Annotated in this window: 24 protein-coding genes; 18 read left to right on the top strand and 6 right to left on the bottom strand. The window is 61.1% G+C overall.

Annotated elements, in window-relative coordinates; genetic code table 11:
* The first annotated feature begins 80 nt into the window (after positions 1–80).
* From lptF to tadA, 10 genes are all read left to right on the top strand, one after another.
* Entirely contained in the window at positions 81–1199 is a 1119-nt protein-coding gene (gene lptF / locus ASD70_RS00870) for an LPS export ABC transporter permease LptF (protein ID WP_046071086.1), read from the top strand.
* Complete coding sequence (lptG, locus tag ASD70_RS00865) at positions 1192–2271, top strand: LPS export ABC transporter permease LptG (protein ID WP_046071087.1); 1080 nt, start codon at positions 1192–1194, stop codon at positions 2269–2271. Before lptF ends, lptG begins: the two co-directional genes overlap by 8 nt.
* A gap of 151 nt (positions 2272–2422) precedes the next feature.
* Complete coding sequence (gene lepA / locus ASD70_RS00860; protein ID WP_043048666.1) at positions 2423–4222, top strand: translation elongation factor 4; 1800 nt, start codon at positions 2423–2425, stop codon at positions 4220–4222.
* Between the two features lie 5 nt (positions 4223–4227).
* Positions 4228–5082 carry a signal peptidase I gene (lepB, locus tag ASD70_RS00855; RefSeq protein ID WP_046071088.1) on the top strand — a complete coding sequence of 285 codons (855 nt, stop codon included), beginning with the start codon at positions 4228–4230 and terminating at the stop codon, positions 5080–5082.
* A 152-nt stretch (positions 5083–5234) separates the two neighbouring features.
* Entirely contained in the window at positions 5235–5924 is a 690-nt protein-coding gene (gene rnc, locus ASD70_RS00850) for a ribonuclease III (RefSeq protein ID WP_003188856.1), read from the top strand.
* Positions 5917–6819 carry a GTPase Era gene (era, locus tag ASD70_RS00845; RefSeq protein WP_029297473.1) on the top strand — a complete coding sequence of 301 codons (903 nt, stop codon included), beginning with the start codon at positions 5917–5919 and terminating at the stop codon, positions 6817–6819. The genes rnc and era overlap by 8 nt, the downstream gene beginning before the upstream one ends.
* 163 nt (positions 6820–6982) lie before the next feature.
* The gene (gene recO / locus ASD70_RS00840) at positions 6983–7672 is read left to right on the top strand and encodes a DNA repair protein RecO (RefSeq protein ID WP_046071089.1); all 690 of its coding nucleotides are present in this window, start codon (positions 6983–6985) and stop codon (positions 7670–7672) included.
* A gap of 51 nt (positions 7673–7723) precedes the next feature.
* The gene (gene pdxJ, locus ASD70_RS00835) at positions 7724–8467 is read left to right on the top strand and encodes a pyridoxine 5'-phosphate synthase (protein WP_056845447.1); all 744 of its coding nucleotides are present in this window, start codon (positions 7724–7726) and stop codon (positions 8465–8467) included.
* A 229-nt stretch (positions 8468–8696) separates the two neighbouring features.
* A complete protein-coding gene (locus ASD70_RS00830; RefSeq protein WP_056845587.1) occupies positions 8697–10079 on the top strand; it encodes a multicopper oxidase family protein in 1383 nt (460 codons plus the stop codon).
* Positions 10079–10576: a tRNA adenosine(34) deaminase TadA gene (gene tadA, locus ASD70_RS00825; RefSeq protein ID WP_056845446.1), complete on the top strand. Its 498-nt coding sequence runs from the start codon at positions 10079–10081 to the stop codon at positions 10574–10576. Before ASD70_RS00830 ends, tadA begins: the two co-directional genes overlap by 1 nt.
* Before the next feature lie 133 nt (positions 10577–10709).
* On the opposite strand, the gene cmoB is transcribed toward tadA, so the two are convergent.
* The 6 genes from cmoB to ASD70_RS00795 all read right to left on the bottom strand — a co-directional run bounded on the left by cmoB (position 10710) and on the right by ASD70_RS00795 (position 17249).
* A complete protein-coding gene (gene cmoB / locus ASD70_RS00820; protein ID WP_056845445.1) occupies positions 10710–11666 on the bottom strand; it encodes a tRNA 5-methoxyuridine(34)/uridine 5-oxyacetic acid(34) synthase CmoB in 957 nt (318 codons plus the stop codon).
* The gene (cmoA, locus tag ASD70_RS00815) at positions 11663–12406 is read right to left on the bottom strand and encodes a carboxy-S-adenosyl-L-methionine synthase CmoA (RefSeq protein ID WP_046071093.1); all 744 of its coding nucleotides are present in this window, start codon (positions 12404–12406) and stop codon (positions 11663–11665) included. Before cmoA ends, cmoB begins: the two co-directional genes overlap by 4 nt.
* 35 nt (positions 12407–12441) lie before the next feature.
* Positions 12442–13098 carry a lysoplasmalogenase gene (locus ASD70_RS00810; RefSeq protein ID WP_056845444.1) on the bottom strand — a complete coding sequence of 219 codons (657 nt, stop codon included), beginning with the start codon at positions 13096–13098 and terminating at the stop codon, positions 12442–12444.
* Position 13099: 1 nt separating this feature from the next.
* The gene (locus ASD70_RS00805; RefSeq protein ID WP_046071095.1) at positions 13100–13489 is read right to left on the bottom strand and encodes a protease inhibitor I42 family protein; all 390 of its coding nucleotides are present in this window, start codon (positions 13487–13489) and stop codon (positions 13100–13102) included.
* A gap of 191 nt (positions 13490–13680) precedes the next feature.
* Positions 13681–16101 carry an endopeptidase La gene (gene lon / locus ASD70_RS00800; RefSeq protein WP_046071096.1) on the bottom strand — a complete coding sequence of 807 codons (2421 nt, stop codon included), beginning with the start codon at positions 16099–16101 and terminating at the stop codon, positions 13681–13683.
* Between the two features lie 158 nt (positions 16102–16259).
* On the bottom strand, positions 16260–17249 hold the full coding sequence (locus ASD70_RS00795; protein WP_056845443.1) for a GntR family transcriptional regulator: 990 nt from the start codon (positions 17247–17249) through the stop codon (positions 16260–16262).
* A 331-nt stretch (positions 17250–17580) separates the two neighbouring features.
* On the opposite strand from ASD70_RS00795, the gene ASD70_RS00790 reads away from it, so the two are divergent.
* From ASD70_RS00790 to ASD70_RS00755, 8 genes are all read left to right on the top strand, one after another.
* The gene (locus tag ASD70_RS00790; RefSeq protein WP_056845442.1) at positions 17581–18921 is read left to right on the top strand and encodes an amidase; all 1341 of its coding nucleotides are present in this window, start codon (positions 17581–17583) and stop codon (positions 18919–18921) included.
* Positions 18922–18932: 11 nt separating this feature from the next.
* Positions 18933–19811 (top strand): polysaccharide deacetylase family protein, encoded by an 879-nt coding sequence (locus tag ASD70_RS00785; protein WP_010212857.1) that lies wholly within the window; start codon positions 18933–18935, stop codon positions 19809–19811.
* A gap of 30 nt (positions 19812–19841) precedes the next feature.
* Entirely contained in the window at positions 19842–21182 is a 1341-nt protein-coding gene (locus tag ASD70_RS00780) for an MFS transporter (protein ID WP_056845441.1), read from the top strand.
* A 10-nt stretch (positions 21183–21192) separates the two neighbouring features.
* Positions 21193–21954: an SDR family NAD(P)-dependent oxidoreductase gene (locus ASD70_RS00775; protein WP_046071101.1), complete on the top strand. Its 762-nt coding sequence runs from the start codon at positions 21193–21195 to the stop codon at positions 21952–21954.
* Positions 21955–22032: 78 nt separating this feature from the next.
* Positions 22033–22782, top strand: coding sequence for an SDR family NAD(P)-dependent oxidoreductase (locus tag ASD70_RS00770; protein ID WP_056845440.1), 750 nt, complete (start codon positions 22033–22035; stop codon positions 22780–22782).
* 13 nt (positions 22783–22795) lie between these two features.
* Complete coding sequence (locus tag ASD70_RS00765) at positions 22796–23095, top strand: hypothetical protein (RefSeq protein ID WP_046071103.1); 300 nt, start codon at positions 22796–22798, stop codon at positions 23093–23095.
* The gene (locus ASD70_RS00760; protein ID WP_056845439.1) at positions 23092–24066 is read left to right on the top strand and encodes a CobW family GTP-binding protein; all 975 of its coding nucleotides are present in this window, start codon (positions 23092–23094) and stop codon (positions 24064–24066) included. The genes ASD70_RS00765 and ASD70_RS00760 overlap by 4 nt, the downstream gene beginning before the upstream one ends.
* The gene (locus tag ASD70_RS00755; RefSeq protein ID WP_046071105.1) at positions 24063–25238 is read left to right on the top strand and encodes an ABC transporter substrate-binding protein; all 1176 of its coding nucleotides are present in this window, start codon (positions 24063–24065) and stop codon (positions 25236–25238) included. Before ASD70_RS00760 ends, ASD70_RS00755 begins: the two co-directional genes overlap by 4 nt.
* The last annotated feature ends 125 nt before the right edge of the window (positions 25239–25363 follow it).

Here is a 25363-nt window from a genome sequence, read left to right as displayed (position 1 = left end):
TAGCCGGCCCGCGCAAACGGGCTGACTCGGTATGCTTGCTTGTTTGGCCGCCTTAGCCTGACAACCCTGGAGTGTCTGGTTTGATCGTCTTCCGTTATCTATCCCGCGAAGTCCTGTTGACCCTGAGTGCCGTGAGTGCGGTATTGCTGGTCATCATCATGAGTGGTCGTTTCGTCAAGTTCCTGGCCCAGGCCGCCGCTGGCGCCCTGGATCCAGGTTCACTGTTCCTGATCATGGGCTACCGGATGCCCGGCATGCTGCAGCTGATCCTGCCGCTCGGGCTGTTTCTCGGCATATTGCTGGCCTATGGCCGGCTGTACCTGGAAAGTGAGATGACTGTGTTGTCGGCCACCGGCATGAGCCAGCAGCGCCTGCTGGCCATGACCATGGTGCCGGCCGCCGGCGTTGCCCTGGTGGTGGCCTGGTTGAGCATGAGCCTGGCACCCCAGGGGGCCATGCAGTTCCAGCTGCTGCTGAACAAGCAGGATGCGATGACTGAGTTCGATACCCTCGAGCCCGGGCGCTTCCAGGCGCTCAGCGACGGTTCGCGGGTGACCTACACCGAAACCATGACCGACGACCGCTCCAACCTCGGCGGCGTGTTCATTTCCCAGAAGAACCTCGGCCAGAACCAGAAAGACCGTGGCATTACCATCCTGGTGGCCGATAGCGGGCGCCAGGAAATCCGTCCCGATGGCAACCGCTACCTGATCCTGGAAAACGGCTACCGCTACGACGGCAGCCCTGGCCTGGCGGATTATCGGGCGATCAAGTACGACACCTATGGCGTCATGCTGCCGAAGGCCGAGATCAGTGACGAGGTCACCGACCGCGACGCACTGCCCACCTCATCGCTGTTCGGTAACCCGGAATTGCGCTCCGTCGCCGAGTTGCAATGGCGCCTGTCCCTGCCGCTGCTGGTGTTCATCGTGACTCTGATGGCCGTGCCGCTGTCGCGCGTCAACCCGCGCCAGGGGCGCTTCCTCAAGTTGCTGCCGGCGATCCTGCTGTACATGGCCTACCTGACCATCCTGATTTCTGCCCGTGGTTCCCTGGAGAAGGGCAAGTTGCCGCCAGCCCTGGGCCTGTGGTGGGTACACGGGGTTTTCCTGATGATCGGCCTGGGACTGCTCTACTGGGAACCTATCCGTTTGAAAATGAAGAGCCGTCGTGGCCTGAAGGAGTTGGCTCGTGGCTAAGCTTGATCGTTACATTGGTAGCAGCGTACTGATCGCCATCCTGGCGGTATTGGGCATCATCCTCGGCCTGGCCTTGTTGTTCGCCTTCATTGATGAAGTGGGCAACGTTACCGACACTTACACAGTCACGGACGTGCTGAGCTACGTGGCACTGACTGCGCCGCGTCGTCTCTACGACATGATGCCGATGGCCGCGCTGATCGGTTGCCTGATTGGCCTGGGCACCCTGGCCAGCAACAGCGAACTGACCATCATGCGCGCCGCTGGCGTCTCCATTGGTCGTATCGTCTGGGCGGTGATGAAGCCGATGCTGCTGCTGATGGCGTGCAGCGTACTGATCGGCGAATACGTTGCGCCTCCGGCGGAAGCCACTGCTCAGGCCAATCGCGCCCTGGCCCAGGGGTCGGGCGATGCGCAAAGCGCCAAGCACGGCCTGTGGCACCGCCAGGGTGATGAGTTCATCCACATCAATGCCGTGCAGCCAGGCGGCCTGCTGATCGGGGTGACCCGCTACACGTTTGATAAAGAGCGGCACATGCTGTCCTCCAGCTTTGCCAAGCGCGCGCAATACAGTGCTGAGCAATGGCAACTGAGCGATGTCACCACCACTTACTTCCGTAATGTGGGCCAGGGCACCAAGTCCAGCACCGAAGTGATCAATGTGCCGACCGAGCAATGGGATATCGCCCTGAAGCCGGAATTGCTCAATACGGTGGTCATGGTTCCGGAAGCACTGCCGATCTCCGGTTTGTGGAGCTATATCCATTACCTCAAGGACCAGGGCCTGAACAACGGTCGCTACTGGCTGGCGTTCTGGGTCAAGGTGCTGCAGCCGGTTGTCACCGCCGCGCTGGTGCTGATGGCGATCTCCTTTATTTTCGGGCCATTGCGTTCCGTGACCCTGGGCCAACGGGTATTTACCGGCGTGCTGGTGGGCTTTACCTTCCGCATCGCCCAGGATTTGCTCGGGCCCTCGAGCCTGGTGTTCGGTTTCTCGCCGCTGTTTGCGGTGCTGGTGCCGACGGCCATCTGTACTCTGGCCGGGTTCTGGCTGCTGCGCCGGGCCGGTTGACGTCGCGCTTATGCACAAAAAATGCCCCGCTCCCATGAGCGGGGCATTTTTGTTCTGGTCACCAAAGATGACGCCTGGCCCGAGCATCAGGTACAATTCCCGGCTATTTTTCAGCGGGCAATCTGCCTGCAGCCTTTTTGAGTGTTGATCCGTGAGTGATTTGAGTCATATCCGCAATTTCTCCATCATCGCCCACATTGACCATGGCAAGTCGACGCTGGCCGATCGGTTTATCCAGATGTGCGGCGGCCTTGCCGAGCGTGAAATGGAAGCCCAGGTCCTGGACTCCATGGATCTTGAGCGCGAGCGCGGGATCACCATCAAGGCCCACAGCGTGACGCTGTACTACACCGCCAAAGACGGTATCAAGTACCAGCTGAATTTCATTGACACCCCAGGCCACGTCGACTTCACCTATGAAGTCAGCCGCTCCCTGGCCGCCTGCGAAGGCGCGTTGCTGGTGGTGGACGCGGGGCAGGGCGTCGAAGCCCAGTCCGTGGCCAACTGCTACACCGCCATCGAGCAGGGCCTGGAGGTCATGCCGGTACTGAACAAGATCGACCTGCCTCAAGCCGACCCTGATCGCGTCAAGGAAGAAATCGAGAAAATCATCGGCATTGACGCCACCGACGCCGTCGAGTGCAGCGCCAAGACCGGCCTGGGCGTCGACGAAGTGCTCGAGCGCCTGGTCAAGACCATTCCCGCGCCAACCGGCAACTACGAAGATCCGCTGCAAGCGTTGATCATCGACTCCTGGTTCGACAACTACCTGGGGGTTGTCTCCCTGGTACGCGTGCGCCATGGCCGTGTGAAGAAGGGCGACAAGATCCTGGTCAAGTCCACCGGCAAGATCCACCTGGTGGACAGCGTCGGTGTATTCAACCCCAAGCACACCGCCACCACTGATCTGAAAGCCGGTGAAGTAGGCTTCATCATCGCGGGTATCAAGGACATCCACGGTGCGCCGGTAGGTGACACCCTGACTTTGAGCTCTACCCCCGACGTCGCCATGCTGCCGGGCTTCAAGCGTATCCAGCCGCAGGTCTACGCCGGCCTGTTCCCGGTCAGCTCCGACGACTTCGAAGACTTCCGTGAAGCCTTGCAGAAGCTGACGCTCAACGACTCGTCGCTGCAGTACACCCCGGAAAGCTCCGATGCCCTGGGCTTCGGCTTCCGCTGCGGGTTCCTGGGCATGCTGCACATGGAAATCATCCAGGAGCGCCTCGAGCGCGAATACGACCTGGACCTGATTACCACGGCACCGACCGTTATTTTTGAGCTGGCGCTGAAAACCGGTGAAACGATTTACGTCGACAACCCGTCCAAGCTTCCAGACCTGTCTTCCATCGAAGACATGCGCGAACCGATCGTGCGCGCCAATATCCTTGTGCCACAGGAACACCTGGGCAATGTGATTACCTTGTGTATCGAAAAGCGTGGCGTGCAGCACGACATGCTGTTCCTCGGTACCCAGGTGCAAGTGACCTACGACTTGCCGATGAACGAAGTGGTCCTGGACTTCTTCGACCGTCTCAAATCCACCAGTCGTGGCTATGCTTCGCTGGATTACCATTTCGACCGTTACCAATCGGCTAATCTGGTGAAACTGGATGTGTTGATCAACGGCGACAAGGTCGATGCCCTGGCACTGATCGTGCACAAGGACAACGCGCACTACAAAGGTCGCCAGTTGACCGAGAAGATGAAAGAACTGATTCCGCGCCAGATGTTCGACGTCGCGATCCAGGCCGCCATTGGCGGGCAGATCATTGCGCGGACCTCCGTCAAGGCTCTCAGAAAGAACGTACTGGCCAAATGCTACGGCGGCGACGTAAGCCGTAAGCGCAAGCTGCTTGAGAAGCAAAAGGCCGGTAAAAAACGCATGAAGCAAGTGGGCAACGTGGAAATTCCACAAGAAGCCTTCCTTGCGGTGCTCAGGTTGGATAGTTAGGTCCTATGTCACTAAATTTCCCGCTGTTGCTGGTCATCGCCGTTGCCGTCTGTGGTTTCCTGGCGTTGCTCGATCTGGTGTTTTTCGCCCCGCGTCGGCGGGCAGCCATCGCTTCCTATCAGGGCAGCGTCAGCCAGCCCGATGCGGTGGTGGTCGAGAAGCTCAACAAAGAGCCCTTGCTGGTTGAATACGGCAAGTCGTTCTTCCCGGTGTTGTTCATCGTGCTGGTGCTGCGCTCGTTTCTTGTAGAGCCATTCCAGATCCCTTCGGGGTCGATGAAACCGACCCTGGACGTGGGTGACTTCATCCTGGTGAACAAGTTTTCCTACGGGATTCGCCTGCCGGTGATCGACAAGAAAGTCATCCCGGTCGGTGACCCGCAGCGCGGCGATGTGATGGTGTTCCGCTACCCAAGCGACCCTAACGTCAACTACATCAAGCGTGTCGTCGGCCTGCCGGGCGACGTGGTGCGCTACACCAGCGACAAGCGCCTGTTGATCAACGGTGAGTCAGTGGCCGAGAAGCTGCTGGGCGCCGAGCCGAATACCCTGGGCAGCGCCGAGCTGTACCAGGAAAAACTCGGTACGGTAGAGCACGAAATCCGCAAGGAAATGAGCCGCTACCGCGCGATGCCTGATGGCGAGTGGAAAGTGCCTGCCGGGCACTATTTCATGATGGGCGACAACCGCGACAACTCCAACGACAGCCGTTACTGGGATGACCCCAATATTCCCAAGGACCTGCTGGGCATGGTGCCCGACGAGAATATCGTCGGCAAAGCCTTCGCGGTCTGGATGAGTTGGCCGGAGCCCAAGCTCAGCCACCTGCCGAACTTCTCGCGGGTCGGGCTGATCAAGTAATACAGGCGGCGCTGTGAACACAGCGCCGAATGCTTTTCTGGGGCTTGGACAATTAACCGTCCGGCCTCATGCAGCACCAATCAGGATGTGAATTTGAACATTGCGTCAATCGTCGATGGCCGCCGGTGCCACCAACTAGATATGGATAAACCGTGACCGTTTCTCTAAGCCGTCTCGAGCGCCAGCTCGGCTATACCTTCAAGGACCAGGAATTGATGGTCCTTGCCCTCACACACCGCAGCTTTGCAGGGCGCAATAACGAGCGCCTGGAATTCCTCGGTGATGCCATCCTCAATTTCGCCGCCGGTGAGGCGCTGTTCGAGCGTTTTCCGCAAGCGCGCGAAGGCCAGCTTTCGCGCCTGCGGGCTCGCCTTGTGAAAGGCGAGACCCTGGCCGTGCTGGCCCGCGGTTTCGGCTTGGGCGAGTACCTGCGGCTAGGGTCCGGTGAGTTGAAAAGCGGCGGTTTCCGTCGCGAATCGATTCTGGCCGATGCCCTGGAAGCATTGATCGGTGCGATCTACCTCGATGCAGGAATGGAGACGGCCAAGGAGCGCGTGGTTGCCTGGCTGGCATCGGAAATCGAAAGCCTGACACTGGTCGACACCAACAAAGATCCCAAGACCCGCCTGCAGGAATACCTGCAGTCCCGCGGTTGCGAACTGCCACGCTACGAAGTGGTGGATATCCAGGGTGAGCCTCATTGCCGCGTGTTCTTCGTGGAATGTGAAATCACCTTATTGAACGAAAAAAGCCGAGGTCAGGGTGTGAGCCGTCGTATTGCCGAACAGGTAGCGGCCGCTGCAGCACTGATTGCCCTGGGCGTGGAGAATGGCCATGACTGATTCAACCGCAACACGCTGTGGCTATGTTGCCATCGTCGGCCGCCCGAACGTGGGCAAGTCCACGCTGCTCAACCACATCCTCGGCCAGAAGCTCGCGATCACCTCGCGAAAGCCCCAGACCACCCGCCACAACATGCTGGGCATCAAGACCGAAGGCAACGTGCAAGCGGTCTACGTCGATACCCCGGGCATGCACAAAGGCGGCGAGAAAGCCCTGAACCGCTACATGAACAAGACCGCTTCGGCGGCGTTGAAAGACGTCGACGTGGTGATCTTCGTGGTCGACCGCACCAAGTGGACCGACGAAGACCAGATGGTCCTCGAGCGCGTGCAGTACGTCACCGGCCCGTTGATCGTCGCGTTGAACAAGACCGATCGCATCGAAGACAAAGCCGAACTGATGCCGCACCTGAGCTGGCTGCAGGAACAACTGCCGAACGCCCAGATCATGCCGATCTCGGCCCAGCACGGCCACAACCTCGAAGCCCTGGAGCGCGTGATCGCCGGTTACCTGCCGGAGAACGAGCACTTCTTCCCGGAAGACCAGATCACCGACCGCAGCAGCCGCTTCCTCGCCGCTGAACTGGTGCGCGAGAAAATCATGCGCCAGATGGGCGCCGAGCTGCCGTACCAGATCACCGTGGAAATCGAAGAGTTCAAGCAGCAGGGCAAGACCCTGCATATCCATGCGCTGATCCTCGTCGAACGTGACGGCCAGAAGAAAATCATCATTGGCGACAAGGGCGAGCGCATCAAGCGCATCGGCACCGAAGCGCGCAAGGATATGGAATTGCTGTTCGACTCCAAGATCATGCTTAACCTGTGGGTGAAGGTTAAGGGCGGCTGGTCCGATGACGAGCGTGCACTGCGCTCCCTGGGCTATGGCGACCTGTAAGGTCTCGAATGCACCACAGGGCTGAAAATGTGGGAGGGGGCTTGCTCCCGATAGCGGTGGGTCAGTTAACCATTAAGTGACTGACACACTGCAATCGGGGGCAAGCCCCCTCCCACATTGGGTTTGTGTCGTTTTCAAAAATGCATTCCAACAGTGAGCATCCATGTCCCAATCCCCGCCTCCCAGCCAACTCGCCTACGTGCTGCACAGCCGCGCCTATCGTGAGACCAGCGCTTTGGTGGACTTCCTCACGCCTCAAGGCCGCTTGCGCGCGGTATTGCGCAGTGCGCGAGGCAAGGCGGGTACGTTGGCGCGGCCGTTCGTGGCCCTGGATGTGGAGTTTCGCGGCAAGGGCGAGCTGAAGAACGTCGGCCGCCTGGAAAGCGTCGGCACCAGCGCCTGGCTAAATGGGGATGCACTCTTCAGTGGCCTTTACCTCAATGAACTGCTGATCCGCCTGTTGCCCGCCGAAGACCCGCACCCGGCGGTCTTCGATCACTACGCCGCCACGTTGCTGGCCCTGGCCGAAGGCCGGCCCCTGGAGCCGTTGCTGCGCGCCTTCGAATGGCGCTTGCTCGACGACCTTGGCTACGGTTTCGAACTGAGTAACGACCTGCACGGCGAGCCCATCGCCGCCGATGGCATGTACCGCCTGCAAGTGGACGCTGGCCTGGAGCGTGTGTACCTGCTGCAACCGGGCCTGTTCCAGGGCTCCGAACTGCTGGCCATGAGTGACGCGGATTGGACTGCGCCGGGTGCCTTGTCCGCCGCCAAGCGTTTGATGCGCCAGGCCCTGGCCGTGCATCTGGGCGGGCGGCCGCTGGTCAGTCGCGAGTTGTTTCGAAAGCCCTGACATCCCCGTGTATGCTGTGCACCGATTCTTTCCCTTTTCAGGAGTGCTTCCGTGACCACCAGCAATCGCATTCTTCTTGGCGTCAACATCGACCACGTCGCCACCCTGCGCCAGGCCCGGGGCACCCGTTACCCTGACCCGGTCAAGGCCGCGCTGGACGCCGAAGAAGCGGGTGCCGACGGCATTACCGTGCACTTGCGCGAAGATCGCCGCCACATCCAGGAGCGCGATGTGCTGCTGCTCAGGGACGTGCTGCAAACGCGCATGAACTTCGAAATGGGCGTTACCGAAGAAATGATGGCGTTTGCCGAGCGCATCCGCCCGGCGCATATCTGCCTGGTGCCGGAAACCCGCCAAGAACTGACCACCGAGGGCGGCCTTGATGTCGCAGGTCAAGAAGCGCGGATCAAGGCCGCGGTGGAGCGGCTGTCGAAGATCGGCAGCGAAGTGTCCTTGTTTATCGACGCCGACGAACGCCAGATCCAAGCCTCGCGCCGTGTCGGCGCCCCGGCCATCGAACTGCACACTGGCCGTTACGCCGATGCCACCACCCCGACCGAAGTGGCTGATGAGCTGCAACGCATCATCGACGGCGTGAACTGCGGGCTCAACGAAGGCTTGATCGTCAACGCCGGCCACGGCCTGCACTACCACAACGTCGAAGCGGTGGCCGCGATCAAGGGCATCAACGAGCTGAACATCGGCCATGCGCTGGTGGCCCATGCATTGTTCGTTGGTTTCAAAGGCGCAGTGGCCGAGATGAAAGCCCTGATCCTGGCTGCTGCCAAGCACTAACTGCAGTTCCACCTGTAGGAGCGAGCTTGCTCGCGAAAAACCTGATAGCAACGCGGGCAGCCAGACTTCCCCCAGCATCGTTAACGACCTTCGCGAGCAAGCTCGCTCCTACAGGTTTCTGCCCTCATTCATCTGTGCGGCAATGCGAACCCTTACTGTTTAGCCGCCGCAGGTGTATCGTATCTGCCCTTTGCAGGCCCTGCGCCTGCGGCAGATACGTGAGGTTGTTGTGTCCCCATCGTTTTCCCGTCGACAGATCCTCGGTGGCCTTGCCGGCCTGGCAGTAGTCGGTGTGGGTGCCGGCGGCGCCTACCGCTACTGGCTGGGCAAGGTTGCCGATGCCAACGCAGGAAGCGACTACCAATTGATTGCCGCGCCTCTGGACGTGGAACTGGTGCCGGGGCACAAGACCGAGGCCTGGGCATTCGGCCCTTCGGCGCCTGGCACCGAGCTGCGCGTGCGCCAAGGCGAATGGCTGCGGGTACGCTTCATCAACCACCTGCCGGTTGCCACCACCATTCACTGGCATGGCATCCGCCTGCCGCTGGAAATGGACGGCGTGCCCTACGTCTCGCAGTTGCCGGTACTGCCGGGCGAATACTTCGACTATCAATTCCGTGTGCCCGATGCCGGCAGCTACTGGTACCACCCCCACGTGAACAGCAGCGAAGAACTCGGCCGTGGCCTGGTCGGCCCGCTGATCATCGAAGAGCGTGAGCCCACCGGTTTCATCTACGAGCGCACCCTCAGCCTGAAAAGCTGGCATGTGGACGAAGAGGGCGCCTTCGTCGCCTTCAGCATTCCCCGTGAAGCAGCGCGTGGCGGTACGGCGGGGCGCTTGTCGACAATCAACGGAGTGTCCCAGGCAGTCGTCGATCTCCCAGCCGGGCAGATTACCCGGGTGCGCCTGCTCAACCTCGACAACACACTGACTTATCGTCTTAACATCCCTGACGTCGAAGCACAGATCTACGCGCTGGATGGCAACCCCATCGAGCCGCGCCCGTTGGGCAAGGAATACTGGCTGGGCCCGGGCATGCGTATCTGCCTGGCGATCAAGGCACCGCCGGCGGGTGAAGAACTGTCGATCCGCAACGGCCCCGTGCGTCTTGGCACCTTTCGTTCGGTGGCCAATACCGACGCGCCCACTCAGTGGCCACCGGCATTACCTGCCAACCCGATTGCCGAGCCGGACCTGGCCAATGCCGAGAAACTCAACTTCAATTTCGAATGGGTCGGTTCGGTGTCGGTCAACGTCGACAACGGCAAGCCGCCGAGCCTGTGGCAGATCAACGGCCAGGCCTGGGACATCACCGACAAGACCTGCGCCGACCGCCCGATTGCCAAGCTTGAGAAGGGCAAGAGCTACATCTTCGAATTGAAGAACATGACTCAGTACCAGCACCCGATTCACTTGCACGGCATGAGCTTCAAGGTGATCGCTTCGAACCGCCACAAGGTGATTCCGTATTTCACCGACACCTACCTGCTGGGCAAGAACGAACGCGCCCGTGTGGCGTTGGTGGCGGATAACCCGGGGGTGTGGATGTTCCATTGCCATGTGATCGACCATATGGAAACCGGCCTGATGGCCGCCATCGAGGTGGTGTGATGCGCCAGGTTCGCCCCACGGCAATTATCGACCGCAGCCGCGATCAGGATTTCATGCGCGAAGCCTTGGCCCTTGCTGCCCAAGGCGCGGCGTTGGGCGAGGTGCCGGTAGGTGCGGTGCTGGTGCAGGACGGTGAAATCATCGGGCGCGGCTTCAATTGCCCGATCATCGGCAACGACCCCAGCGCCCATGCCGAAATGGTCGCGATCCGCGCTGCCGCCCAGGCGATCAGTAACTATCGCCTGGTGGGCAGCACGCTGTATGTGACCCTGGAGCCGTGCAGCATGTGCGCCGGGTTGATCGTGCATTCGCGCATCGCAAGGGTGGTGTATGGCGCACTGGAGCCCAAGGCCGGGATTGTGCAGAGTCAGGGGCAGTTTTTTACCCAGGGCTTTCTCAACCATAAGGTGCTGTTTGAAGGCGGCGTGCTGGCCGAGGAGTGCGGCACGGTGTTGAGTGAGTTCTTCAAGGCCCGCCGAGCTAAACCACCACTCTAAAGAACACTGAGAACAAAAAATGTGGGAGGGGGCTTGCTCCCGATAGCGGTGTATCAGCCATAAATGTGGTGGCTGACACTCTGCTATCGGGAGCAAGCCCCCTCCCACATTTGGATCTTCATCTATTCAGTGATTACTTCTTGGCGATGATCACAGCCCGCATCGGCGCCGGCAGCCCTTCGATGGTCTTGCTGTGATCTTCGGGGTCGAGGAAGTCACAGAGCGACTGGTACTTCATCCACTCTGTCCCCCGCTGTTCCTCAACTGTGGTCACGCTCACATCTACGCACCTCACCTCACTGAATCCGGCACGGCGCAGCCACAGCATCAAGGCCGGCACCGAGGGCAGGAACCACACGTTACGCATCTGTGCGTAGCGATCTTCCGGCACCAGCACCTGCTGCTGATCGCCTTCCACCACCAGGGTTTCCAGGACCAGTTCGCCGCCTTTGACCAGTGTGTCTTTCAGCGCCAGCAAGTGCTCGATCGGCGAGCGGCGGTGGTAGAACACGCCCATGGAAAACACCGTATCAAAGCCTTCCAGGTTCGCCGGCAAATCTTCGAACGGGAAAGGCAGGTGCCAGGCTTTGGGCTCAGACAGGTAACGTTGCACCGCCTGGAACTGGCAGAAGAACAACCAGTTCGGGTCCACGCCAATCACGCTGTCGGCCCCGGCGCCGAGCATGCGCCACATGTAGTACCCGTTGCCGCAACCCACATCGAGGATACGCTTGCCGTTCAGGTCCAGGTGCGGTGCTACCCGCGACCACTTCCAGTCCGAGCGCCATTCGGTGTCCACATGCACACCGAACAGGTGGAACGGGCCTTTGCGCCAGGGGCTCAGGCCCATCAGGGCAGTGTGCATTTGCGCACGGGTGGCGTCGTCGCAGTCGGTGTCCAGCACCAGTCCGTTGAGCAAGTCGACTTCACTGGGTTGGATCTTTGGCAGCGCATCCAACGCGCTCTGCCAGCGTTCCAGGTCGCCATGACCTTTTTCCATCTTGCTATCGAGCTGCGCTTGCAGGCCCTGGGCCCACACGGCCAAGGGAGTGCCGACCAGGTGGCGGGCGAGGGGGGACAAATCAATCATGGCAAGGCAATCAACGAGGCAAAGTTAAGACACTGGAACCACGGCACGACTTTCGAGAACCCGGCCGCCAGCAGGCGTTCGCGGTGTTCTTCGAGGCTGTCGGGCTTCATGACGTTTTCGATGGCGCTGCGCTTCTGGGCGATTTCCAGTTCGCTGTAGCCGTTGGCGCGCTTGAAGGCGATATGCAGATCGGTGAGCAGCGCGTGTTCTTCAACATCGTTGAAGCGCAGCTTTTCCGAAAGGATCAACGCCCCGCCTGGCAGCAGCGCCTGGCGGATACGCCCGAGCAACGCCAGGCGTTCGTCAGGGGCGATAAATTGCAGGGTGAAGTTCAGCGCCACCACCGAGGCGGGCTGGAACTGCAGGGCGAGAATATCGCCCTCAATCACCTCGACCGGCAGCAGTTCCTGGAACATCGAGTCCTGGCCGTTGAGGTATTCCCGGCAACGCTCGACCATCGCCGCCGAGTTATCCACAGCGATCACCCGGCAGCCATCGGTGCGTACATGACGACGCAGGGCCTGAGTGACAGCACCCAGGGATGAACCCAGGTCATACAGCACGCTGTTGGGCTGGGCAAATTGTGCGGCCAGCACGCCGAGGTTCTCAACGATGGTCGGGTAACCCGGCACCGAGCGCTTGATCATGTCCGGGAACACCCGCACCACATCCTCGTTAAAGGCGAAGTCCGGCACCTGGGGCAGGGGCTGGGCGAATAGGCGATCGGGTTCTTTGCTCACGACTGTTCCGGCGACGAGGGGGAAAGGCCGGCATTTTAGCCAAGTTGGTCTTCGGATGCGCGGGTTGTCTGATGGAAAGCAGAGGCGGTGATGCCCCATTGCCCGAGCCAATAGGTGATGATCAACAAATAGGGGGCTGCTTCGAATGTCACTACAAAGCGGTTGATACCGATCAACGTATCGGAAAACACAAACGACACTGCACCCGCCGCCGCCAGCAGCGCTGAGCGTTTCGGCACCTCGCTGCCCAACCGCGCCAGCGCACGCCAAAGCATGGCGCTGATCACCAGCGCGTAAACCACCACCGGTATCAGCAACTCGCCCAAGCCGTGGGATATCAGGATGCTCAGCAGGATTGCCCCGACTCCAAGGGCCAGCACCAGCGGCAGCAGTGCCAGGCGCCGGCAGTCACTGAAATAGGCCTTGAGATAGGCCAGGTGCGCGCACAGGAATGCGCCCAGGCCAAAGATAAACAGGTCCCCCGGCCAGGCGAGCAAAACGTCGCCCACCAGGGAAAAAATCAGCCCCAGGCTGATCCAGCGCCGATAGTCGGTGGGCGGTGCGTCATGCAGCCACCCCAGCAGTGCCAGTACCGGCAGCGGCTTGACCAGCAGGCACAGCAGCGTCGCATGGGTCGCCAGGCCGTAGATGAAGGTGCCGGCGCCCATCAAGGCAAGGATCAGCCATGGCATATCAGTTCACCGTAATGGCGCAGTCAAAGGTTTCGACGGGCTCGGCTTCCGGTTCCCAGGGTTGCTGGGAGGTCAGGCGCAAACGGCCCTGGCCAGCGGCAAATGCCTGGAAGCGCCAGGTGGACTGCCCGCCACCGCCAATTACGCCGGATTCGCTGCTGCTATAAACCTCGGGGCTCAAGGCGCGCAAGACACCGCCGGCAGAGTCCTGGATGGCCCAGCGATAACCGGTGGTGGGGTTGCTTGGCAGGGTGAGGATCAGGTTTTGTCCGGTTTTAAGCAGGATTGGGCAACTGCTCTGGTTTTCCACGCTGATGTTTTGCTTGGGAGCACTGGCGCAAGCGGCCAGCAGGGCAAGGCTCAAGGGGAGAAGCAGGCGGGCAGCGGTCATGGGGGCTCCGTTTATACACGACGAAGGGCGAGCATAACCGAAGATGAGACAGGGTGTGACAAGCAGGATATGTGTCGCGGCCACTGACGCCATCGGGGGCAAAGCCCCCTCCCACACTTGAATGTGTTCACAAATCAAAATGTGTGAGGGGGCTTGCCCCCGATGAGGCCGGTTCAGGCGCTAGAGCTCTATCAGAACAGCACCTTCGCCACATCCGCAAAGCGCTTGGCAAAGTGCACCGTCATGCCTTCCTTCAGATACTCCGGCAATTCTTCAAAACTGCCACGGTTCGGCTCCGGCAAGATCAACTCGTGGATCTTCTGACGCCGCGCCGCAATGACTTTCTCGCGCACCCCACCAATCGGCAATACATGCCCGGTCAGCGTCAGTTCACCGGTCATCGCTACGCCTTTCTTCGGCGGTTGGTTGCGCGCCAGGGACAGCAATGCACTGGCCATGGTCACACCCGCGCTCGGGCCGTCTTTCGGCGTGGCGCCTTCCGGTACGTGCAAGTGCACGAAGGCTTCGTCGAAGAACTTCGGATCACCGCCAAATGACTTCAAGTTCGAGCTGATGTAGCTGTAGGCGATTTCGGCGGACTCCTTCATCACTTCACCCAGCTGCCCGGTAAGCTTGAAGCCGCGATTGAGCGTGTGGATACGCGTCGCCTCGATCGGCAACGTAGCGCCGCCCATGCTGGTCCAGGCCAGACCGGTGATGACGCCGGTGCCGGACAGTACTTGCTCGTTACGGAACACCGGCATGCCCAGGGAGCTTTCCAGGTCCTTGTTGCCAATCTTGATCACGCTATTGGGCTCATCCAGCAGCTTGACCACCGCTTTGCGCACCAGTTTGCCCAGTTGTTTTTCCAACTGGCGCACACCGGCTTCCCGTGCATAACCGTCGATCAACGCACGCAGGGCGCCGTCGCTGATACTCAGGCTGTTTTTTGCCACGCCGGCTTTTTCCAACTGTTTGGGCCATAGGTGGCGCTTGGCGATGGCGACTTTTTCTTCGGTGATATAGCCCGACAGGCGAATCACTTCCATACGGTCGAGCAACGGGCCTGGGATCGAATCGAGGGTGTTGGCGGTGCACACGAACAGTACTTTGGACAGGTCCAGGCGCAGGTCCAGGTAATGGTCGAGGAATTCGACGTTCTGCTCAGGGTCGAGGGTTTCCAACAACGCCGACGCGGGGTCGCCCTGGAAGCTCTGGCCCATCTTGTCGATCTCGTCGAGCATGATTACCGGGTTCATGACCTCCACGTCTTTCAATGCCTGCACCAGCTTGCCGGGCAGGGCGCCGATGTAGGTGCGGCGGTGGCCCTTGATCTCGGCTTCGTCGCGCATGCCGCCGACGCTGAAACGGTAGAACGGTCGGCCCAGGGATTCAGCGATGGATTTACCCACACTGGTCTTGCCCACGCCCGGCGGGCCCACCAGCAGCACAATGGAGCCGGCGACTTCGCCTTTATAGGCGCCGACGGCGAGGAATTCGAGGATGCGGCTCTTGATGTCGTCCAGGCCCGCGTGATGCTTGTCCAGCACCTTGCGTGCATGCTTGAGGTCGAGCTTGTCTGCGCCGTACACGCCCCACGGCACCGAGGTGGCCCAGTCCAGGTAGTTGCGCGTCACGGCGTATTCCGGCGAACCGGTCTCGAGAATCGACAGCTTGTTCAGTTCTTCATCTATGCGCTTTTTCGCCTGAGCCGGCAGCACCTTGCCTTCCAGGCGCTGCTCGAACTGCTCGACGTCGGCGCTGCGGTCGTCCTTGGTCAGGCCCAGCTCTTGCTGGATGACCTTGAGTTGTTCCTTGAGGAAGAACTCGCGCTGGTGCTCGCCGATCTTGCGGTTCACTTCGGCGGACAGCTCTTTTTGCAGGCGCGCGACTTCGACTTCCTTGCGCAGCATCGGCAAGACTTTCTCCATGCGCTTGAGCATGGGCACGCAGTCCAGCACTTCCTGCAACTCGTTACCGGTGGCCGAGGTCAGCGCGGCGGCGAAGTCGGTGAGCGGTGAGGGGTCGTTGGGGCTGAAACGGTTGAGGTAGTTCTTCAACTCTTCGCTGTACAGCGGGTTGAGGGGCAGCAGTTCCTTGATCGCGTTGATCAGCGCCATGCCGTAGGCCTTGACCTCGTCGGTGGGCTCGCTGGGCTGGTGCGGGTATTCGACTTCCACCAGGTAGGGTGGGCGGTGGTGCTTGAGCCAAGTCTTGATGCGCACGCGGGTCAGGCCCTGGGCCACGAATTGCAGCTTGCCGTTCTCGCGGCTGGCGTGGTGCACCTTGACCAGGGTGCCGTACAGCGGCAGGGCGGAGGTATCGAAATGCCGTGGGTCTTCGGGCGGCGTGTCCATGAAAAACAGCGCGAGCGAATGGTGGTCGGATTTGCTCACCAACTCCAGGGTCTCGGCCCAGGGCTCTTCATTGACAATCACCGGCAATACTTGCGCCGGGAAAAACGGCCGGTTGTGGATCGGGATGATATAGACCTTGTCCGGCAGGTTTTGCCCAGGCAGGGCCAGGCCAGTGTTGGACGAGGTGGTGTCAGCGTTTTCGGGGTCGGCGTAGTCGTTCAGGTCGTAATCAGGGACGTCTTGCTGGTCGCTCATGGGGCACCTGCATAAGGAAGTATGGAGGTTAGATGGGGCGGGTCAGCAGTGGTTTCAATGGTGGGGGTGAGATAGCAACATATTGCATGAAATTACTGCGGCTACCTGGAGAGTATGGGAGGGGGCAAGCTCCTTCCTGACAGTTGACCCGTATTGAATCAGCTGATTTTGTGCAGATACGCAGGCAGCGGCTGTTCCGGCAACACCGATAGCACCTTCAATCGCTGCAACATCCGCTGCCTGGCTCGCTGCAAATGCTCGCGCAGATTCAACGCTGCGGCATCGAACGCCCCATGCAGCAACAATTCAAGAATCAAGCGATGTTCGGCGAGCATGGCAGGATCGGCGCCGATCCCCAGTAAACGATGGAAAATTCGGCTGATAATCATCGGGCTTTGGCCCTGGCGGATCAGGGCGGCGATCTTGCGGTTCTGCAGGCCGGCGAGGCAGTGCTGGTGCAAGTCCTGCTCGATCTGTTCGATGGCTTCCAGGCTGCAATGGGGGCTGTCCTGGGCGTCGAGCACGCGCTGCAGCATAGCCTGGAGCATGACGCGGTCCAGGTCCGGTGCACTCTGGCGCAGGGCTTCGGGCTCCAAACAAGCGCGCAATTCGTAGTCTTCGGTGACTTCTCGGGCAGTCAGCGGCCCTGCGAGCCATTGGGAGTAAGGTTCTTTCTCCACCAGGCCACGGTCGCGCAGGCGCATCAGTGCTTCGCGCACCACGGCGCGGCTGACGCCGTAGTGGTCGGCGGCGGCTTGCTCGTCCAGGCGGTAATGACCGAAGGCGATGCAGGTAGACAACGCCGCGCCGATCTCCTCGACAATTCGCTCGCCCAGCGGCCGGGTGTCTACCAACTCGTCTTCATGGTTCAGGCCCAGGTGTCCGTGGCTCAAGGGCAGGCGCAGGGGCTCCATGGCCAGGCCGTCGGGGTTGATCAGGTAACCGCGGCCGTTGAAACGGCAAATCAGCCCTTCGGCATGCAGCAGGTCCAGCGCCTTACGCACCGGTACGCGGCTGGTACCGAACAAGTCGGCCAGCGGCGCCTCGAGCAGGACCAGCCCGTGGCGGGCGGTGCCGTTGACGATCGCGTCGCGCAAAACTCGGTGGATCATCGCGTAACGGGACGCCGAGGCGGACACTGCTTTCATAGCTTTCCTGTGGCTGTGGACGGTGGCCAGGGATTCTCTCATAGATGCGTCTGTCACTCTGCGCCACGTCGACGGCACTTTTTTGGGGCTGTAAACATGGGACTGTTACTTTTTTGCACCAAAACGTACTTTTTAATGAAAGGTACATTATTTAATTCGCGATTTAGGTGGATGCCTTCGCGAGATTTTCATTTCATGAAAAACTATCTAGCTCGATGGTTCGAAGGGAGACCGTCGAGCTAGGGAAGAATCCTCTAACGAGACTGGCACGAAAGCTGCCTTTATAAAACGTACATTTTATTAATATGTACGTTTATATAAGGGTATGCCGATGTCAGACGCCACCTCAATGGCCGAAGCATTCGCCAGCGGTCACAGCGACCCGGTGCAGGTGCTTGAACAGGCCCTCGTTCACGCGAGCATGGCCCCCAGCGTTTTCATCTCCCTGACCGTCGAGCGCGCCCGGCGTGAAGCCGAGGCTTCGGCCGCCCGTTGGCGTGCCGGGCAACCCTTGAGCGTATTCGATGGCGTGCCATTGGCCTGGAAAGATTTGTTCGACATGGCGGGCACCGTCACCACGGCCGGTGCTGCTTACCGCCGCAACGCGGCGCCTGCTGCTCATGACGCTCCCAGTGTTGGGCTGTTGTGCCGCGCTGGCATGGTCAGCCTGGGCAAGACCAACCTCAGCGAGCTGGCGTATTCCGGCCTGGGTCTCAACCCGCATTTCGGCACGCCCCACAACCCCAATAGCAGTGATCAACCACGCATTCCCGGAGGCTCGTCCTCGGGGTCGGCGGTTGCCGTGGCGGCCGGTATTGTGCCGATTGCCATGGGCACCGATACCGCCGGCTCGATCCGCATTCCTGCCGCGCTCAACGGCGTGGTGGGCTACCGCAGCAGTTGCCGGCGCTACAGCCGCGAAGGCGTTTTCCCCCTGGCACACACCCTCGACAGCCTCGGCCCGCTGACCCGCAGCGTGCGCGATGCGCTGGCCATCGATGATGTGCTCACTGGCCGTACTGGCCGTAGCCAACGCCACATCGCCAGCAGCCTCAAGGGCCAGCGCTGGGTGCTGGAGCAAGGCACCCTGGACACTATCGAGCCGGTCGTACGCATTAACCTGCTACATGCCGTCGATCAATTGAAGGCCGCCGGTGCGTTAGTCGAGGTGCGTCCGTCCGCCACTTTCCAGGCCACCCTTGCGCTGATCGAGGCGCACGGCTGGCTCGGTTCATTCGAAGCCTTCGCTTTGCACGAAGCCTTGCTCGATAGCGCCGATGCCGAGCAACTCGACCCCCGTGTGCGGCGTCGCCTCGAAGCCGCACGCTCACTGCCGGCCAGCCAGCTCATGCACCTGATCGAAGGGCGCCGGCGCCTGCAACAGCAGTTGATCGACGACCTCGACGGCGCCCTGCTGATCACCCCGACGGTGGCCCATGTCGCCCCAGCGTTGGCAGCGCTGGAGTCCGACGATGAGCTGTTCGTCACCACTAACCTCACCACCCTGCGCCTGACCATGCCCGGCAGCTTGCTCGACATGCCGGGCGTCAGCTTGCCCAGCGGCCGCGATGCCCAGGGCTTGCCCACCGGGCTGCTGCTCAGCGCCCCGACGGGGGAAGACGCACGCCTGTTGCGCGCTGCGTTGGCCGTCGAATCCGTACTTAACGTTTAAGGAGACACACCATGGCTAAAGATATTCTCTGTGCATTTGGCGTCGACGTGGACGCCGTCGCCGGCTGGCTGGGTTCCTATGGGGGCGAAGACTCGCCCGACGACATTTCCCGCGGCCTGTTTGCCGGTGAAGTCGGCGCGCCGCGTTTGCTCAAGCTGTTCGAGCGCTACGGCCTGCGCACCACCTGGTTTATCCCGGGGCACTCGATGGAAACCTTCCCCGAGCAGATGAAGGCGGTGGCTGATGCCGGCCACGAAATCGGTGTGCATGGCTACAGCCACGAAAACCCCATCGCCATGACCGCCGAGCAGGAAGAAATCGTGCTCGACAAGTCCATCGAGCTGATCACCCAGGTCACCGGCAAACGCCCCACCGGCTACGTCGCGCCCTGGTGGGAATTCAGCAAGGTCACCAACGAGCTGCTGTTGAAAAAAGGCATCAAGTACGACCACAGCCTGATGCATAACGATTTCCACCCTTACTACGTGCGCAAGGGCGACAGCTGGACCAAGATCGACTACAGCCAGCACCCCGACACCTGGATGAAACCCCTGGTGCGCGGCGAGGAAACCGATCTGGTGGAGATCCCGGCCAACTGGTACCTCGACGACCTGCCGCCGATGATGTTCATCAAGAAAGCCCCCAACAGCCACGGCTTCGTCAACCCGCGCCACCTGGAAGAAATGTGGCGCGACCAGTTCGACTGGGTCTACCGCGAGCACGAACACGCGGTGTTCACCATGACCATCCACCCCGACGTGTCCGGTCGCCCGCAAGTGCTGCTGATGCTGGAGCGCCTGATCGAGCATATCCAGAGCCATGCCGGCGTGCGCTTCGTCACCTTCGACGAAATCGCCGATGACTTTATCCGCCGCCAACCGCGTACCTGACCCTCTGACCACCCCCCCGAGGCGCGATCCATGTCTATCTACAACAAGCTTGACCTGACTGGCTGGAAACCCCGGCAATTGACGTCCCAGGAAGTGCGCTTTGCCACCTGGATCGCGTTTTTCGCCTGGGTATTTGCGGTGTACGACTTCATTCTGTTCGGCACCTTGCTGCCGGAAATCGGCCGGCACTTTGGCTGGGGTGAAGTGGAACAAGCCGAGATCGCGACCTGGGTGGCGGTGGGCACGGCGGTGGTGGCATTCGCCATTGGCCCCGTCGTCGATAAATTGGGCCGCCGCACGGGCATCATCTTTACCGTGGCCGGCTCTGCGTTGTGCTCGGCGCTCACCGCGATCGGCGGGGCATGGGGCAAGTCACCGCTGATTCTGATTCGTTCGTTGGGCGGCCTTGGGTATGCCGAGGAAACGGTCAATGCCACCTATCTGAGCGAGTTGTATGGCGCCTCGCAAGACCCACGGCTGACCAAGCGTCGCGGCTTCATCTACAGCCTGGTGCAGGGCGGCTGGCCAGTGGGTGCGTTGATCGCCGCAGGGTTGACCGCGTTGTTGCTGCCAATCATCGGCTGGCAGGGCTGCTTCGTCTTCGCCGCGATCCCGGCCATTGTGATTGCGATCATGGCACGCAAGCTCAAGGAGAGCCCGCAGTTCCAGATCCATAAGCGCATCAGCCAACTGCGCAAAAGCGGCGCGGTGAGCGAAGCGCAGAACGTCGCGCTGACCTACGGCGTGGACTACGACGAACACAGCAAGGCGGGTCTCAAGGCCGCGTTCCGTGGCCCGGCCCGTCGCGCCACCCTGGTGATCGGTGCCGCGCTGTTGCTCAACTGGGCGGCGATCCAGGTGTTCAGTGTGTTGGGTACTTCGGTGATCGTCAGCGTGCACCACATCTCCTTCGAGAACTCGCTGATCATCCTGGTGCTGTCGAACCTGGTGGGTTACTGCGGCTACCTCAGCCACGGCTGGATGGGCGACAAGATCGGTCGCCGCAATGTCATCGCCCTGGGCTGGATGCTCGGCGGCCTGGCGTTCGCCGGCATGTTGTTTGGGCCGAGCAATTTGCCGATGGTGGTCGGGCTGTACAGCCTGGGCCTGTTCTTCCTGATCGGGCCCTACTCGGCAGCGCTGTTCTTTATCAGCGAGAGTTTCCCCACCAGCATTCGCGCCACCGGCGGCGCGATCATCCACGCCATGGGACCGATCGGCGCGGTGGTCGCCGGCTTTGGCGCGACCCAAGTGCTGGCCGCCGGCAGTGACTGGCAGACCGCTGCGCTGTGGTTCGGCGCACTACCGTGCTTCTTGTCCGGCGCCTTGATGTTTGCCGCACGCCATGTGCGTCCGGAAACCGTTCAGTAAGGAGAGTGTGATGACGCCTAAAGTTGCCTTGATCACCGGTGCCGCCAGCGGCATCGGCCAAGCCCTCGCCGTGACCTATGCGCGCAATGGCGTGGCGGTGATGGGCGGGTATTACCCGGCCGATCCCCATGACCCGCAGACCACCGTGTCATTAGTGCAAGAGGCTGGCGGTGAGTGCCTGATGCTGCCGTTGGACGTGGGCAACAGCGCCTCGGTGGACGCCTTGGCCGAGCAGGCCGTGGCGCATTTCGGGCGCTTGGACTACGCGGTGGCCAATGCCGGTTTGTTACGCCGTGCACCCTTGTTGGAAATGACCGACGCGCTGTGGGATGAAATGCTCAATGTCGACCTGACTGGGGTGATGCGCACCTTTCGCGCCGCGACCCGGCATATGAAGAAAGGCGGCGCACTGGTGGCGATTTCATCGATTGCCGGCGGCGTGTATGGCTGGCAGGAGCATAGCCATTATGCGGCGGCCAAGGCTGGGGTGCCGGGGCTATGTCGGTCGTTGGCGGTGGAGTTGGCGGCATTGGGTATTCGTTGCAATGCGGTGATCCCGGGGTTGATCGAGACGCCGCAGTCGCTGGATGCGAAGAATTCGCTGGGCCCCGAGGGTTTGGCCAAAGCGGCGCGGGCGATCCCGTTGGGCCGGGTAGGGCGGGCCGATGAAGTGGCGTCGTTGGTGCAGTTCTTGACCAGTGATGCATCGAGCTATTTGACCGGCCAAAGCATCGTCATCGATGGCGGCCTGACCGTGCGCTGGCCTGACTGATGTACTCAATCCAAAAATGAGAAGGGGCGGTGCGACCGCCACTCCCACATTGGAACTGTGTTTTTCCAGGAGTTTTTTATGAATCAACTCACCCATCGCCGCGCCGTCATCACTGGCGCCGGCAGTGGCATCGGTGCCGCCATCGCCCGGGCCTACGCCGCCGAAGGTGCCCGCCTGCTGCTGGCCGACCGCGACGCTGCGAGCCTGGCCGAAACCGCCATCACCTGCCGCAATCTCGGCGCCGAGGTGTTCGAATGCTTGGCCGATGTCGGCAGCCTTGAAGGCGCACAGGCCAGTGTCGACCGTTGCGTCGAACATTTTGGCGGTATCGATATCCTGGTCAACAACGCCGGCATGCTCACCCAGGCGCGCTGTGTCGAGTTAAGCATCGAGATGTGGAACGACATGCTGCGTGTCGATCTCACCAGCGTCTTTATCGCCAGCCAGCGCGCCTTGCCGCATATGCTTGCGCAGCGTTGGGGACGGATCATTAACGTTGGCTCGCAGCTGGGCATCAAAGGCGGCGCCGAGTTGACCCATTACGCCGCAGCCAAGGCTGGGGTGATCGGCTTTACCAAATCCCTGGCACTGGAAGTGGCCAAGGACAATGTGCTGGTCAATGCCATCGCGCCTGGGCCTATCGAGACGCCGTTGGTGGGCGGCATCAGCGACAGCTGGAAACGCGCCAAGGCCGCCGAGTTGCCCCTGGGCCGTTTCGGCCTGGCGGACGAAGTCGCGCCGGTGGCGGTACTGCTGGCCAGTGAGCCAGGCGGCAATCTGTTTGTCGGCCAGACCCTGGGCCCGAACTCCGGCGATGTCATGCCATGAACGAGGTGTAGCCATGTGCGGACTCTGCGGGCTGTTAGGTGAGGATTTGCACTGGAGCGATCCCTTGGGTGACGAGTTACCGCGACGTCGTGAGCGCCTGCGCCGGATCGCGGCGATCAACCAGGTGCTGGCGGCGTTTCGGCTCAAGGTCGAAGACTTTCAGGGTGCGTCGTATCTGCTGCTCGGCGCCACCGGTAAACAGGCGCTGGCGAGCGGTCTGGATCAACTCTGGCAAGCAGCTGAAAACATGCTGGGCCGACCCTTGGATCCCCTTGATTCGCACCTCTTGGATCACCTGGAGTCGGCTGTATGAGCATCGCCCTGAATGTCATCACCGGCTTCCTCGGCAGCGGCAAGACCACCTTGCTCACCCGCCTGTTGCACGGCGAAAGCCTCGGTGACACGGCCTTGCTGATCAATGAATTCGGCGACGTCGGCATCGACCATCTGCTGGTAGAAGAGGTCGCCCCCGACACCGTCCTGCTACCCAGCGGCTGCGTGTGCTGCTCGATCCGCGGCGAGTTGAAAGACGCGCTGCTCGGCTTGCTGCAACGCCGCGAACGCGGGGAAATTCCGGCGTTCAAACGGGTGATTCTGGAAACCACCGGCCTGGCCGACCCGGCGCCAATCCTGGCGACTCTGAACAATGACGTGCAATTGCGCGGGCGCTTTCATATCGGCCTGGTCATCACCCTGGTCGACGCCAGCCAAGCCGCGCTGCAAGAGCGCCTGCACCCGGAATGGCTGGCCCAGGTGGCGGCGGCGGATCGCTTGCTGTTAAGTAAGACCGACTTGGCAGGCAACTGCGAGCCACTGCGCGCGCACCTGCGGGCAATCAATGCCGGCACGCCGATCCTCAACACCTTGGAGATTCACAACGGCGAGCAACTGCTTCTGGGCGAAGGCTTGCGCAGCGCCGAGCCGGCCGTGGAAGTCAGCCGCTGGCAACTGCGACCCACCACCACAACCACCCACGGCGCCGCGCAGGTGTGCTGCCTGACCTTCGATCAACCGCTGGACTGGGTCGGTTTCGGGGTGTGGCTGTCGATGCTGCTAAGATGCCACGGCGAACGAATCCTTCGTGTCAAAGGACTGCTCAACGTGAACGCCAGTAACGCTCCCATCGTCATTCATGGCGTGCAGCACTGCCTGCATGCCCCGGTCCATTTGCCTGCGTGGCCGGGCAAAGACCGCCAATCGCGGCTGGTATTTATCCTGCGCGGCCTTGATCCGGCGCTGCTGCGCCGCTCCTTTGAAGTCTTCTCCCGGCGGTTCGCGGCATGATCACCCTGCGTGTCCTTGGCACATCCGTGACCCTGCTTGAAACGCTGCGCGTGCGCGCCGAACAGGACCTGGGTATTCGCCTGGTATACCAGGTACACGATGTCGAGCAGGCCCAGCGCATCGCGGTGATGCAGCCCGATAGCTATGACCTGTATGACCAGTGGTTCCACAACGTTGACTTCGTCTGGCCGGCACGGGCGATCCAGCCCATTGACACCCGGCGTATTGCCCTGTGGCATGAGATCAATGACCTGCCCAAGCGCGGGCGCTTGTCTGCAGGCGACCGCCTGGGCAGCGGCAGCGTGCCCAGCGAACGTCTGTTCGTGCAGCACGATGGCAGCCTCGGCAGCACCGTCACCGAGCGCATCAGCATGCTGCCCCTGACTCACAACGCCGACAGTTTCGCTTACCGCCCCGAGCGTTTGCCTGAAGGCTTTTGCAGCCGCAACGAAAGCTGGGGCTGGTTGCTGGACCCGGCCTGGAGTGCGCGCACCGCCTTGCAGAGCGACGCCGCCATCGGTGCCCTGGATGCGGCGTTGGCGGTGCAGGGCGCCGGGCTGGCGACATTCAAGGACATCGGCAATATGAGCATCGAAGAAATCGATGTGCTGGCCGACATCCTGGTGCGCAAGCAGAAGCAAGGGCACTTCGCGGCGTTCTGGTCGGACGATGAAGAAGCCGCGCAGCTGATGCTCAGCCCGAACATCGATATTCAGAGCCTGTGGTCGCCGACCTTGATGCGCCTGCACCGTGCCGGGGTGAAGTACCGCCTGGCGGTGCCCCGCGAAGGCTATCGCGCCTGGTTCGGTGGCTTGTCTTTGTCGCGCCATGCCCAGGGGCCGGTGCTGGATGCGGCCTATGCGTACTTGAATTGGTGGCTTTGCGGCTGGCCCGGGGCTGTCATGGCGCGCCAGGGCTACTACATCGGCAACCCGGCGCGTACCCGTGATCACCTGAGCAGCGCCGAATGGGATTACTGGTACGCGGGCAAGCCGGCACGGGAGGAGCTGCCGGGCAGCGATGGCTTGCCGTTGATCGATATCGGCGATGTGCGCGATGGGGGCTCCTATGAACAGCGCATGGGGCATATCGCCGTGTGGAATTCGGTGATGGATGAGCACAACTATCTGGTGCGCCGTTGGGGGGACTTTATGCGTGCGCGAGGTGCATAACCTGTCTGGTCAATAATATGACGCTAACCTCCCGGTATTTATTGGGTTTACTTATGCCCAGTCCCAGCTAATCTGCTGAAATCGAATATTCCATTTAAATGGATATTTTTTTGACGCCAGGTTAA

The organism is Pseudomonas sp. Root569, assembly GCF_001427465.1.
Classification (GTDB): Bacteria; Pseudomonadota; Gammaproteobacteria; order Pseudomonadales; family Pseudomonadaceae; genus Aquipseudomonas; species Aquipseudomonas synxantha.
Note: the sequence above shows the minus strand (reverse complement) of the source record. Positions and strands in the feature narration are given on the sequence as shown.